The 13,006-nt window shown below is 71.5% G+C and carries 12 protein-coding genes and 2 pseudogenes; 9 read left to right on the forward strand and 5 right to left on the reverse strand.

Features of this window, described 5'->3' with window-relative positions; genetic code table 11:
• Positions 1-569: CAP domain-containing protein (locus tag HYE82_RS26315; protein WP_218783085.1), on the forward strand; the 569-nt coding region annotated here is incomplete at its 5' end.
• 129 nt (positions 570-698) lie between these two features.
• Here the strand turns inward: HYE82_RS26315 and HYE82_RS26320 are convergent.
• Positions 699-1,766: a M12 family metallopeptidase gene (locus HYE82_RS26320; RefSeq protein WP_179176641.1), complete on the reverse strand. Its 1,068-nt coding sequence runs from the start codon at positions 1,764-1,766 to the stop codon at positions 699-701.
• A gap of 448 nt (positions 1,767-2,214) precedes the next feature.
• The gene (locus HYE82_RS26325; RefSeq protein ID WP_179176642.1) at positions 2,215-4,608 is read right to left on the reverse strand and encodes a phosphoketolase; all 2,394 of its coding nucleotides are present in this window, start codon (positions 4,606-4,608) and stop codon (positions 2,215-2,217) included.
• A 579-nt stretch (positions 4,609-5,187) separates the two neighbouring features.
• On the opposite strand from HYE82_RS26325, the gene HYE82_RS26330 reads away from it, so the two are divergent.
• The 5 genes and pseudogenes from HYE82_RS26330 (at position 5,188) to HYE82_RS26345 (ending at position 9,352) form a co-directional block, all read left to right on the forward strand.
• Positions 5,188-5,547, forward strand: a complete 360-nt coding sequence (locus HYE82_RS26330) for a peptidoglycan-binding protein (RefSeq protein WP_179176643.1) — start codon at positions 5,188-5,190, stop codon at positions 5,545-5,547.
• Positions 5,548-5,794: 247 nt separating this feature from the next.
• The gene (locus HYE82_RS26335) at positions 5,795-6,901 is read left to right on the forward strand and encodes a substrate-binding domain-containing protein (protein WP_309144453.1); all 1,107 of its coding nucleotides are present in this window, start codon (positions 5,795-5,797) and stop codon (positions 6,899-6,901) included.
• 681 nt (positions 6,902-7,582) lie between these two features.
• The gene (locus HYE82_RS39580) at positions 7,583-8,059 is read left to right on the forward strand and encodes a nitroreductase/quinone reductase family protein (protein ID WP_369009821.1); all 477 of its coding nucleotides are present in this window, start codon (positions 7,583-7,585) and stop codon (positions 8,057-8,059) included.
• A pseudogene (locus tag HYE82_RS26340) lies at positions 7,957-8,283 on the forward strand (nitroreductase/quinone reductase family protein); the annotation flags it as partial. The gene HYE82_RS39580 and the pseudogene HYE82_RS26340, both read left to right, overlap by 103 nt.
• Positions 8,284-8,431: 148 nt before the next feature.
• Entirely contained in the window at positions 8,432-9,352 is a 921-nt protein-coding gene (locus HYE82_RS26345) for an NUDIX domain-containing protein (protein WP_179176644.1), read from the forward strand.
• A gap of 449 nt (positions 9,353-9,801) precedes the next feature.
• Here the strand turns inward: HYE82_RS26345 and HYE82_RS26350 are convergent, their stop codons facing one another.
• The gene (locus tag HYE82_RS26350) at positions 9,802-10,185 is read right to left on the reverse strand and encodes a helix-turn-helix domain-containing protein (protein ID WP_179176645.1); all 384 of its coding nucleotides are present in this window, start codon (positions 10,183-10,185) and stop codon (positions 9,802-9,804) included.
• 145 nt (positions 10,186-10,330) lie between these two features.
• Between HYE82_RS26350 and HYE82_RS26355 the strand changes: the two genes are divergently transcribed.
• Complete coding sequence (locus tag HYE82_RS26355; protein ID WP_179176646.1) at positions 10,331-10,738, forward strand: RidA family protein; 408 nt, start codon at positions 10,331-10,333, stop codon at positions 10,736-10,738.
• Between the two features lie 366 nt (positions 10,739-11,104).
• A pseudogene (locus tag HYE82_RS38460) lies at positions 11,105-11,236 on the forward strand (transcriptional regulator); the annotation flags it as partial.
• Positions 11,237-11,264: 28 nt separating this feature from the next.
• Here the strand turns inward: HYE82_RS38460 and HYE82_RS26365 are convergent.
• On the reverse strand, positions 11,265-11,951 hold the full coding sequence (locus HYE82_RS26365) for a triacylglycerol lipase (protein ID WP_179176648.1): 687 nt from the start codon (positions 11,949-11,951) through the stop codon (positions 11,265-11,267).
• A 143-nt stretch (positions 11,952-12,094) separates the two neighbouring features.
• Complete coding sequence (locus tag HYE82_RS26370) at positions 12,095-12,541, reverse strand: PPOX class F420-dependent oxidoreductase (RefSeq protein ID WP_309144454.1); 447 nt, start codon at positions 12,539-12,541, stop codon at positions 12,095-12,097.
• Positions 12,542-12,735: 194 nt separating this feature from the next.
• Between HYE82_RS26370 and HYE82_RS26375 the strand changes: the two genes are divergently transcribed.
• Positions 12,736-12,936: a hypothetical protein gene (locus tag HYE82_RS26375; RefSeq protein ID WP_179176650.1), complete on the forward strand. Its 201-nt coding sequence runs from the start codon at positions 12,736-12,738 to the stop codon at positions 12,934-12,936.
• Positions 12,937-13,006: the final 70 nt, after the last annotated feature.

Raw genomic sequence — 13,006 nt, forward strand, 5'->3', positions numbered from 1 at the left:
GCAGCGGGGCCGCTCTCCCGACCCTCCCGGCCGAGAGCGGCCCCGCTGCCGCCGAGAGCCGCCCGCAAGCGCCCTCAAAGCCGGCCGTACAGGCCCCCAGGTCCCCGCTGCAGCCGACGCGCAAGCCGGTCACGAGCCCGAAGCCGCAGGTCCAGGCGCCTGTGGCGCCGAAGGCGTCCGCCGCTCCGGCCTCCGGCGCCGTGGCCGAGGTCCTCGCGCTCGTCAACCAGGAGCGCGCCGCCGTCGGTTGCCCGGCGCTCACCCTGAACGCCAAGCTGACCGCAGCCGCCCAGAGCCACAGCCAGGACATGGCCGCGCACGCCGACATGTCGCACACCGGCTCCGACGGCTCCGACCCGGGCCAGCGCATCACCCGCGCCGGATACACCTGGAGCACGTACGGCGAGAACGTCGCGTACGGCTACAGCTCTCCCGCGGCGGTCATGGAGGGCTGGATGAACAGCCCCGGCCACAAGCGGAACATTCTCGATTGCTCGTTCAAGGAGATCGGCATCGGCTACGCCCAGCCGAACCATTACTGGACGCAGGATTTCGGCGCGGCGCGCTGACCCGCTGACCCGCTGACCCGCTGACCCGCTGACCCGCCATGACAATCGGCGCAACATGCAGCATGCGTGTGGGGCGGCCGGATTCCGGCCGCCCCACACGCATGCGCAGCAGTTTGCAGTGATTCACCGTCACCAGCACATGAGGGCCGCCTTGCCCGGACCCCAGGTCGAATACATCCGGGCGCGCACTATGTAGGTGCGCCCCTGGAAGAGCCTGAGCTTCAGGCGGCCGTTGCGGTCGGTGCCGCTGTCGTCCGTGCCCGTGTGGTAGCGCAGTTCGCCGTTGACGTCCTCGAAGAGGACGACCACGAAGTCGTGGCTGCCGAACGTACCGATCTCGTACGTCCGCGTCTCCGCGGGCGCGAGCGTGAAGTCGGCCTGCTCCCCCGGCGAGAGGCCCAGCTCGACCGACTGGAGCGGGTGGAGCTCCGGCGGCTTCATGTCGATGGCCGGGTACCACTGGCGGACGTACTTCTTGTCCTGCTCGGAGATCCTGACGGGCCCGGGGATTCCGGACCGGTACTGCTCCGGGCGGACGATCAGGCCGGCCGGGAACGGATATTCCATGACGGAGAGCGGGTCCCACGTCGAGCCCTCGACCTCGTCGGGGGACAGCTTGCGCAGGATGTTGTGGAAGGTCTTGTCCCGCGACCAGAAGTTCGGCGGGCCGCCCAGCGAGGCGTAGACCTTGGCCTCGTCCCATTCGATGCCGGCGAACGGGTTCTGGTGCTCGTGGGCGAAGCCGAGGGTGTGTCCGATCTCGTGCCGCGCCGTCGCCTTGCCGTGCGGCGTGTCGGTCAGGCTCCAGCCGAACCTCATCGTGGGCTGCGGCGGCGGAATGCCCAGGACGTCCCGGCCGACGTACGACCAGGACCCGTCGCCCCGGCGCAGGCTGATGCGGACCTCGGCCTCGGAGAGCCGCGTCACCTCGCGGAACTCCAGCCCGATGCCCGCGTCCTTCCACTCCTGGAAGGCGCGCCGGACCTCGTCCAGCTGGGTCGCGTCGAGGGCGACGCCGGGCTCGTTGAGGAAGCAGTAGTGCAGAACGGTGCCGTTCACCCACTTCGCCCGGCCGACGAGTATGGCGCGCTGCCTGTCGGGGCTGAGGCCGGGGGGCAGAACGGGTTCGATGCGCGGAGGTTGTGAGCAGTACAGGGGGACGTCCGCCACGGACGCCTCGGCGAGGTTGTCTGCCATGACCGTTCACTCCTGAATGACTGTGGTGTGAGGTTCCGGTCGGCGCTGTCGGGGGCGCGTCGGTGATCAGGCTGTCCAACGGACGAGGAACACCAAGCCAACTGGCCGCCTCAGAATTGAGGCTACTCCTCGATATTCACGATCTCAATCAAAGGCGATTACGGGGACATGGTTGCGCTTTCAAGGGGAAACGCGTCGAAGGGTTCAAGCGCACACCACTGGACCCTGTCAGACCGTCCGCTGGGCGCCGGTCACCGCGGTGACGGTCGGCGAGTACGTCCGGCCCCGGCGGCGGGTGTCGGCCGACGCCGCTCGCGCCACCGGTGCCCGGACGTCGACGAGGAGCTGCCGAAGGTCCGCGACACCCTCCCGCGGGTCCCCGGCGCCCCGGCGAGACCGTTCCGACGGTGGGTCGCGGAGAACGCCGCCCCTTCCGCTGAACCAGGCGTCAGCCGTCCCAGGACCAGTCGGCGACCTCGGGCAGGTCCGTGCCGTGCTCGCGGATCCAGTCGTGGTGGCGCTGCCGGGTCTCCTCCATGCGCTGGCGTACGGTCGCGGCGCGTACGGCGAGGCCGGGGACGCGGTCGATGACGTCCATGACCAGGCGGTAGCGGTCCAGGTCGTTGCGGACCACCATGTCGAACGGGGTGGTCGTCGTGCCGATCTCCTTGTAGCCGCGCACGTGCAGGTTGCGGTGGCCGGCGCGCCGGTAGGCCAGCCGGTGCACGAGCCACGGGTAGCCGTGGTAGGCGAAGATCACCGGCCGCTGCGTGGTGAAGAGTCCGTCGTACTCGGCGTCGGCCATACCGTGCGGGTGCTCTCCGGCGGGCAGGAGACGGGCGATGTCGACGACGTTGACCACCCGCACGGCCAGGGACGGCAGGTACCGGCGCAGCAGTTGGGCGGCGGCCATCACCTCCTGGGTGGGGACGTCCCCGGCGCAGGCGAGGACCACGTCCGGCTCCCGGGTGCCGTCCTCGGTGCCGGCCCATTCCCAGATGCCGGCGCCGCGCGCGCAGTGGAGCTTCGCCTGGTCCATGGGCAGCCAGTCGAAGCAGGGCTGCTTGCCCGCGACGACCACGTTGACGTAGTCGCGGCTGCGCAGCACGTGGTCGGCCACGGACAGCAGCGTGTTGGTGTCCGGCGGCAGGTACACGCGGACCGCTTCGGGGCTCTTGTTGAGGACGTGGTCGACGAAGCCGGGGTCCTGGTGGGAGAAGCCGTTGTGGTCCTGCCTCCACACGTGCGAGGTGAGCAGGTAGTTGAGCGAGGAGATCGGAGCGCGCCACGACAGGCTGCGGGTGGTGCGCAGCCATTTGATGTGCTGGTTGACCATCGAGTCGACGATGTGGACGAACGCCTCGTAGCAGGAGAACAGTCCGTGCCGGCCGGTGAGCAGGTAGCCCTCCAGCCAGCCCTGGCAGGTGTGCTCGGACAGGATTTCCATCACCCGGCCGTGCCGTTCCAGGTGTTCGTCGACGTCGAGGACCTCGGCCTGCCAGGCCTTGCCGCTGGCCGCGTAGACGGCCTGGAGGCGGTTGGAGGCGGTCTCGTCGGGGCCGACGAGGCGGAAGTCGCGCCGGTCGGCGGTGGCCCGCATCACGTCCTGGAGCAGGTCGCCGAGGACCCGGGTGGGTTCGTGCTGGGTCACGCCGGGCTTGTCGACCTCCACGGCGTGCCGCTCCAGCGGCGGCAGGGGCAGCTCGCGCCACAGGAGTCCGCCGTTGGCGTGCGGGGTCGCGCCGAGCCGGCGCGTGCCCTGCGGGATCCCGGCCAGCACCTCGGGGAGGGGGGCGCCGTTCGCGTCGAACAGCTCTTCGGGCCGGTAGGAGCGCATCCACTCCTCCAGCTGCCGCAGGTGGTCCGGATTGTCCCGTACGGCCGCCAGCGGGACCTGGTGGGCGCGCCAGGTGCCCTCCACGGGCACGCCGTCCACCTCGGCGGGGCCGGTCCAGCCCTTCGGGGTGCGCAGCACGATCACGGGCCAGCGGGGGCGGTCCGTGCTGCCGCCGGTGCGGGCGGCGTCCTGCGCGGCGGCGATGCGGTCCAGGGCCGTGTCCATGGCATGGGCCATCGCCCGGTGCACGGCGGCCGGGTCGTCGCCGGACACGTGGATCGGATCGTGGCCGTAGCCGTGCATGAGGGCGTCGAGTTCGGCGCGGGGCAGCCGGGACAGCACCGTCGGGTTGGCGATCTTGTAGCCGTTGAGGTGGAGGATCGGCAGGACGGCGCCGTCGTGGACCGGGTCGAGGAACTTGTTGGAGTGCCAGGCGGCGGCCAGCGGCCCGGTTTCCGCCTCGCCGTCGCCGATCACACAGGCGGCCAGCAGGTCCGGGTTGTCGAGGGCGGCGCCGTAGGCGTGCGAGAGCGCGTAGCCGAGTTCGCCGCCCTCGTGGATGGAGCCCGGGGTCTCCGGGGCGACGTGGCTCGGCACACCACCGGGGAAGGAGAACTGCCTGAAGAGCCGTGCCATGCCGGCCGCGTCCCGCGTGACGTCCGGATAGATCTCGGTGTACGAGCCCTCCAGCCAGGAGTTCGCCAGGACGGCCGGACCGCCGTGGCCGGGGCCCCAGATGCACAGGGCGTTCAGATCACGGGCCTTGATGACCCGGTTGAGATGGGTATGGACCAGGTTGAGTCCGGGCGAGGTGCCCCAATGGCCGAGCAGGCGCGGTTTGACGTGCTCAGGGCGCAGCGGCTCGGTCAGCAGGGGGTTGGCCATGAGGTAGATCTGCCCGACGGCGAGGTAGTTCGCCGCGCGCCAGTGGGCGTTCAGGGCGGCGAGCTCCTCCTCGGTGAGTTCGGCGGGCGCGGCGGGTTCCGGCTGCGTGTCGGCGGACATCACGACTCCTTACGGTGTCGGGCGGCGGCGATGGCGGTCGGCGGCTGACGGCCCCCGATGCGCGTCCCGCTGGGTCCCGTTGCGGTCGGCGGCGGCCGTCGTTTCCGTCCTGTTGTGTGCACCGACTACCACCCTGTGGGGTCAACGGCGTGCCCGACAGGGCCGTTCGGGCCACACCGTAGGGCGAAGTGGACCCGCACGGCCGCGCGTTGCGCTCCCGGCCCCACCGGCCCCACCGGCCCGACCGGCCCGACCGGCCCGACCGGCGGCAGCCGAGACAGTGGCAGCGAACAGCAGAAGGCCCCGGTCTCCACGAGGAGGCCGGGGCCTTGATCGAGCGCTGGGCAGGCCTTGCACCTGCATCCCCCCACAGGAAGTGGGGTGCCTTTCCTTGGACCACCAACGCCGGTCCCACCTCCGCATCTTGCGGCGGCGAGCTCGAGATGAATCATAGCGCACTCCGGGGCCCGCCCGGACACGCCCGCAGGTCGCTCCTGCGGATCGGGCGTCCACGGCCAACAATGGGACTACGTCCGGAGCGACAGCCGTCAGGGCTGGGGCCCGTCGAGAGGAGCCGCTTTGAAACGCCGAATCGTCTCCGCCCTCGGCGCCGCCGCGCTCGCGGTCGGGTTCCTGGGTGTCACAGCGCCGTCGGCGGGTGCGGCACCCGGAGGATGCGCGTACACTCCGCCGTCCTCCCGGCCCTCCCTGCAGCACGGCAGCACGGGAGCGGCGGTGAAGCAGGCGCAGTGCCTGTCGAACATCTGGGGCGGAGTCCCCAAGCTGGCTGTCGACGGCGTTTTCGGCAGCCGCACCCTGGCCAAGGTCAAGTGGATCCAGGGCTGTCACGCCCTCGCCAGGAACGGCATCGTCGACCCCAGGACATGGACCGTCCTGTACGACCCCGTCCCGGACTGCTACGACCCGTACCCCGGATAGGGCTGCGTTTTTTGGATCATGCAGCAGCGCTTTCGGACGAAACACCGTCGGCCATTCACAAGTTGAAGGTGCGCCATGGAGCGCCGGTCGATGAAATGCGGGGATCGGACCGAATTGCACGAATCGCCGGCGATGGCAACGTTGCCATCTCGTTAATAGGTCACTCCTTGACGATGGCCGTTTACGCGCAGTTGACTGCCTCTACCTCGGCCGCAAGGAATACGGCCCCGTCATGGAGGTTTACACCGTGAACACACATCTGGGCCGTGCCGCCGCCGCCGTGGCCGCTTCCGCAATGGCCGTCTCGCTCACCGCCTGCGGCAGCACGGAGGACAGTGACGGAAGACCGGGCTCCGGAAAGGGCGACGAGATCAAGGTCGGCCTTCTGTTGCCGGAGAACCAGACCGCGCGTTACGAGAAGTTCGACAAGCCGCTGATCGAGAAGGAGGTCGCCAAGTTCACGCGCGGTAAGGGCAAAGTGGTCTACGCCAACGCCAAGCAGGATGCCGCCACCCAGAGCTCTCAGGTCGACACCATGATCACCAATAAGGTGGATGTCCTGATCATCGACGCGGTGGATTCCAAGGCCATCGCGGGCGCCGTGAAGAGGGCCAAGGAGGCCGGCATCCCGGTCGTCGCCTACGACCGCCTCGCCGAGGGCCCGATCGACGCCTACACCTCCTTCGACAACGAGGACGTCGGCCGGATCCAGGGCCAGGCACTGCTCGATGCGCTGGGCGACAAGGCCAGGGACGGCCAGATCGTCATGATGAACGGTTCGGTCACCGACCCGAACGCGAAGCAGTTCAAGTCCGGCGCGCACTCCGTCCTCGACGGCAAGGTGACCGTCGGCCGGGAGTACGACACCATCGAGTGGAAGCCGGAGAACGCCAACGCGAACATGGCCGCCGCTCTCACGGCGCTCGGCAAGAGCAGGATCCTCGGCGTCTACTCCGCCAACGACGGAATGGCGGGCGGCATCATCACCGCCCTCAAGGCGGCCGGGATCACGAACCTGCCCCCCGTCACCGGGCAGGACGCCGAGCTGGCCGGCGTACAGCGCGTCGTCGCGGGCGATCAGTACATGACCGTCTACAAGCGGTACGCCCCGGAGGCCGCGGCCGCCGCGGAGATGGCCGTCGCCCTGGCCAAGGGCGAGCGGATCGACGGGATCATCAACCAGAAGGTCGACAGCCCCACCGCCAAGGGCGTGCCCTCGGTGCTCGTCCCGGGCATCGCCCTCACCAAGGAGAACGTCAAGTCCACCGTGATCGACGACGGGGTGTACACGGTCGCCGAGATCTGCACGGACAGGTACAAGGCCGCCTGCGAGGCAATCGGCCTGAAGCCGTAGGCGGAAACCCCGGGCTCCGCCCTCGCCCAGGGTGCCTCCTCCGTTCCGGCCGGCTCCGGCGCATCACCGCGGGCACGCGGGCGACCGAGCGGGGAGGAACGTACCTGCAGACACCCGGATTGCAGTTGTCGCGGACATCGGCCCACGGTGGAACAGCAGGGGCCATTCGGGAAGTACATGCCGTTGGGCGCCGTCCGGTCGCACGCCGCATCCAGCGGGCAGCGACTTGGAGGTGATGCCGCGCAGCGGGACCTTCAGCTCCGAGAACCGGCGAGGCCCCTCTTCGAGGCAGTACAAGCCTCGCACGACGGCTCATCCGTGATCTACACCGTGTGCCGATATCACATCGGTGACCGGGGTGTTCCCTACCGTCTGCGGCATGACGAGGAATCAGAGCAGTCGACCGGACGCGGTCATCGTGTTCGGGGGCGCGCGGACGCGTCGGGCGGGCCGTGGTCGCCTGGGCGCGGGCCCGTGGGCTGCGGGTGACGGCGGTTGGCCGGGGGGCGTCAGTGCCCGCCACGGAGGCGGGGGCGCCGCTGCGTGACACGCCGGGCTGTCCGCAGGAGTGGCGGCATTTCCACGTCGGCCACGGGGCGGGTGTCGAGACGCTGCGGCCGTGGCTCCGGCCGGCCTGGCCCGGGCAGTGATCAGCCCGGCCGGGGACTTCGAGAAACGAAGGTGTCCCGGCTGGCGGCTCCTGCATCGGGCCGCCGACGCCCGGCACCGGGTCAGCCCGGCGGACTTCGCACGAGCCGTGCCGGACGAGGCGCAGGAGCCGACCGTGCACGCGGCTCACGTGGGGGTCGACGGGGCTTGAGCGCAGGCATCGGCGCGCGGAGACCCGGAGACCCGGAGACCCGGAGACCCGGAGAGGCAGCCGAGCACGGAACGACGGCGACGGGCCGTGCGGCGACGGACCGGGCTGCGTCGGGCCAGGCGGTATCGGACAGCGCGGTGCCCTTTCGTGGCGGAGCACATGGCGGTTCCCGGAGACCGGCGGCGTCCCCGGCCCGGCATGAACGACCGCTGCTGAAGACGCGGGGGCGGCGGTCGGGAGAACCGCGCCGAACGGCGCTGGTGTACGTACGGGACGGGGACGATTTCGTGTTGACGGTACCCACGGGGGCGGTGCGCGGCACCCCGCGTGGTACCTGAACCCGGTGGCGGAACCGGCCTTCACGCTGGCGGTCGGCGCCGACCGCTTCGCGGCGACCGCCCGGGTCGCGTCGGCCGAGGAGGCGTCGCGGCTGTGGCCCCGCGCGGTGGGCGCGATGCCTTCGTACGTGGCGTACCGGAAGGCGACCGACCGGGAGATCCCCCTGCTGGTCGTCACACCGGCAGCCCGTCGCCCGAGCGGGTGTGCCGCCCCGTTCGGGTGAGTTTCGGGGCGGGACGCCGGGCGCTCCCCCGGATCCGGACAACCGCCGGGCCGCCGGATGCGGTCGGGGGCGTTCCGGGGGCTTGTCCGTGGGACGGCTGGGCAGCATCTCCCCCGCCGCCCCGGCCCCGCTGGAAGGAGTCCCGACGATGCGTCCTGCCGCCTCGGGCGAACCGCACGGAACCGCTGCCCTGCTGGTCGACTCGCGGGGCCGCTATCTGCTGCACCTCCGTGACGCGAACAAGCCGCACATCTGCGATCCCGGCACCTGGTCCATCCCCGGGGGCAACCGCGAGGCGGGCGAGACGTGCCGGGACGCGGTGGAGCGCGAGCTGCTGGAGGAGACCGGCCTCGTACTGCCGCTGGAGCCGTTCACGGTGGTCGACGCCCACGGCCCCGACGGGACCGCGGGCCGGATCCAGGTCTATCTCGGTCACTGGGACGGCAACGCCGACGACCTTCCCCTCACCGAAGGGATCATGCTCCGGCACTTCGACGCCACCCGGACCCCCCATCTGACCATGTGTCCCTGGACGCAGCAGGTCATCGACCTCCACCGGGCGGCCGAGCCGCGGCCGCCGACGACGACCGGCCACCGGACCGGGGGCGGAGGCGGTGGGCGGGCGCGGCCGAACATCATCGGTGTCCACCTCTACCTGGAGCGCAACGGCACGGTGCTGCTCGGGCTGCGGCACCCCGACTCCGCGTACGCGGGTGCCGCGCACCACTTCCTCGCCGGGCACTGCGAGCAGGAATCCGCCGTGAGCTGCCTCGTCAGGGAGGCGGAGGAGGAGGCCGGTGTCGTGATCGACCCGGCGGACGTCGAACTGGTCCACGTCGTGCACGCGGTGGACCACCCGGGCGGACAGCCGCGGATGCAGCTCGTCTTCCGCGCCCTCCGCTGGCGGGGAGAGCCCGAGGTGCGCGAGCCGGACCTCTGCGTGTCCTGGGGCTGGTGGCCCGTCGACGCGCTCCCGGACCCGATCGTCCCGTACACCCGGCTCGCGATCGAGGGGATCCGGGCGGACCGCGCGTACAGCGAACTCGGTTGGGGTGAAGCGTCATCGTGAGTCTGCCCAGCGGTGCCCCGTCCGCGCGATCGCCCAAGGAGCGGCCCGTGCCGTCCGATCCTTCCGCTCCGTCCGATCCTTACCCCCCGTCCGACCCGTACGGCGGGAGTGCCGTACCCCGCCGCGAGCGCTACGCCTGCCCGTCGACGTCCACCTGATCCTGCGCCGCGACGGCGAGAGGGGACCGGAGGTCCTGCTGTCCCGGCGCGCCGCTGCCGCGCCCCCGTGTCCGCCCGCCGGCTGGGTCTCCCGCGCCCTGGCGAAGTGGGAACGCGACCTGGACTGCCGTGCGCGCCGCCGGACTTGAGCACCACTGCCTGCAGGCGGGCGGACCGGGGCAGCCGCGGACGCCCTGCCTGGCCGCCCGTCCCGGCGGCAGGCCCGGACGACGACCGGCGCGGCCGGAGGCCTGACCCGAGCCGGAGCCCGGGCCGGGGGCCTCGATGTGGTCAGGTGTCGAAGCGGCGGCGGGAGGCCTCGATGTGGCCGAAGTACCGGTGGGTCCAGGCACACAGGCCGGCGACGGTGTCGCGCAGGGCGAGGCCGGCATCGGTGAGGGTGTACTCGACCCGCGGCGGCACCGTGGGGTACACGGTCCGCCCGACCAGGCCGTTGCGCTCCAGCATGCGCAGGTTCTGCGTGAGCATCTTGTGGCTGATGCCGTCGACCTCGCCGCGCAACTCGCTGAAGCGCAGGGTGCGTTCACCGAGGGATTCGATGATCAGGAGTGCCCACTTGTTGGCGATGTCCGAGAAGATCTCCCGTCCCAGCGAGTCCGCGCGAGAGAGGTCTGCATCGTCGGGCGTGCCGTCTTTGAGCTGCTTGGTCACCATGAGGTTCCTCAGTCACCGAAAAGTGCGTTCTTCCACGTCAGCGGCCACTCTCCTATGGTTTCCGAGTAACCACAAGAGAGCACGGGCGGCCGTGGCCGGGGATGCGGGCCCGCGCGCGCCCGTGACGCAGGAGGCAGGGAGCAGCATGACCATCACCTTGATCGACCCCGACGGGTTGCCGCACGTCGACGCCTACCGGCAGGTGGCTGTCGCGTCCGGCTCCCGCCTGGTCTTCATCGCGGGGCAGGTCGCCTGGGACGGCGGCGGAGCCACGGTCGGCGAGGGCGACCTCGCCGCCCAGGTCGAGCAGTGCTACCTCAACGTCGGCACAGCGCTGGCCGGGGCCGGCGGCTCCTTCGACGACGTCGCGAAACTGACCGTGTACGTCGTCGACTGGACCCCCGACAAGATGCCTCGGCTCCTGGACGGCATCGCCCGGGCGACCGCGAGGCTGGGCGTCACCTCGGCCCCGCCCGCCACTCTGCTGGGTGTCGCCGCGCTGCACACGCCCGAGCACCTGGTCGAGGTCGAAGCCACGGCGGTCCTCGAGTGAACGCCCGCGGCCGGAGGACGCCGCACTCGCCCCGCAGCGGTCGCGAACGCGGCGGCGGCGCGGCGCGGCCCTGCTCACCGTGCGGGCTGCGCCGGGCAGTCCCCGAGTGTGTCCGGGTGTGACAGAACACCGTCATTGCAGGGATGCGACGGGCGTGACGAGGGTCCACGTCCACGACCCGTCGCGTCGTCATCGCGGTCTTCCCCGGTGTCGGCTTCCTCGATGCCACCGGCCCCGCAGGGGTGTTCGCGCGGGCCGACCCGGAGGCCGGCGGCCGGGCGTCTCGGGGGACACCGCGTCCGGCCGGCCGGTCCGGCCTCCGGCGCGGTCGCCGCGTCGGCGGAGGTGCGGCTGGTCACGGGTCGGCCCCTGACCCTCACCGACCGGGCCTTCGACGGCTGCGCCGCGCCGGGGCGGCAACTCGTCGGCCACCGGGCCGAACCCGGCAGCCCCGGCGCCCGCGCCCTCGGCCTTCTCGGCCTTCTCGGCTTTCACTGACGGTTCGCCGGCTCGCCTCGGCCGGTCATCAGCTGATGTGGGCCTTGACCTGCTCGTAGACGGTCTCGTCGGCGGGGAACGCGGAGTGCCCCAGGCAGGCGGTCACCGTGTTCACCGCACCGGTGAGGGCGACGCTGCTGCCGGGGCTGACGACGAGGTCGCACGGCGACCGCCAGGTGGCGTAGCGGGTGGAGCCGGGTGTTTCGTCGCCGGTGTTCACCGCGGTGAGGAAGGGGGACCCCGGCCGCATGTCCGCGCAGGAGGCGCCGCCGCACAGGTGGGCGGCGTTCGTTCCGTGGTTGGGTCCGGCGAGGGAGACCCAGGCGTCGACCTTCCCCTCGCCTGCCGTGTTCTTGAGGTAGTGGCGGGAGGAAAGGGATCCCATGGAGTGGGTGACGAGGTCGACCTCGGCTGCTCCCGTGGCGGCCAGGACGCGGTCGATCTCGGCGGCGAGCCGGCCGGCGGTGGTGGCGTTCGACTGGCTGGTCGGATAGGTCCACCGGTGCAGGCGGTCGGCGGGCCAGCCGTCGGCGCGGAACCGTTCGGCCATGGCGGCCCAGACGGAGCCGTCGCTGTTCCAGCCGTGTACGAAGACGACGGGATCGGGCACCGGGGCCGCGGCGGCCGCCGCGGGCGGGGCCGGGCAGGCGGCGAGGGCCGTGGCGAGGACGGCGGCGGTGAGGGTGGCGGTGGCGCGGGGCGTGCTCGGCTTCACGGGAAGCGTTGTAGCGAGCCCGCCGCTGCCGCGACACGGTTCGACGGGCCCGTCACCCGCGTGGCCTCCCGCATTCACCCCGGAAACGTTTCTGCCCCCTCGGCCGACCGAGCCCTGTCCTGCCGGTCGTGGGCCGGTGAGGATCAGCCGAGGACCGCGCCGTAGAGGTGATCGACCGTCATGGTCAGGAGGACGCGGCGGTCGGACACCATCACGGACCGGTACTCCTCCCAGTCCGGGTGTTCGCCCGCGGCGCGCCGGTAGTACTCCACCAGCGCCTCGACCTCGGGACCGTACGGGTCGGTACCCGGGCCGGTGAGGGTCGCCACGCCCTCGGCGGTGGCCCAGGACCGGCCGTCCGGGCTGGTCACCTCCAGGGTGGCGCGCGGGTCGCGGCGCAGGTTCGCGGTCTTGGCGCGCCCCTCGGTCGTCGAGACGTAGAGGGTGTTGGTCTCGCCGTCGTAGCTCGGCATGACCGGGGAGAGCTGGGGGCGGCCGTCGGACTTGATGGTGGCCAGGATGCCAAGCCGGCTGGCGGCAAGCAGGGCGCGCAGGGTGGGCAGGCTCGGCTGGGTGTCGTCCGTGGTCACGGTGAGGCCTCCGGCGGCGTGCGGAACTGCTGGATCAGGGCACGGTAGCCGCTCCCCGCCGGACGGTGCGGGCCGCCGGGGCTGCGACTCGTCCATTCGGCTGGGAGTCGCCCTCGCCCGGACAGCCGCCGCGACAGCGCCTGTCCGCACCCCTACCTTCGCTTTTGTCCCTCTTCCTCCCGAAAGGTGCATCCATGCGTTCTCTTCGTTCCGCCTTTGCCGCTGTCGCCGCCGCCGCCATCGTCTTCGGGGCGGCCGGCACCGCGAGCGCCGACGTGAACGTGACGATCACGCAGCCGGCCGTGTACAACATCGTCTTCGGCGACTGGCTCCAGATCGCCGGCGACGACGTGTTCAACGCCGGCTTCAGCAACGTCGTGGGCTCGAACAACTGACGCCCGCCGGGGCCGGTTCGGCTACCTGACCCGGCCCCGCCCCCCGGCCGCGGACGCCGCGCCACCGCCC

It is taken from the genome of Streptomyces sp. BR123 (genome assembly GCF_013401435.1).
Lineage (GTDB): Bacteria > Actinomycetota > Actinomycetes > Streptomycetales > Streptomycetaceae > Streptomyces.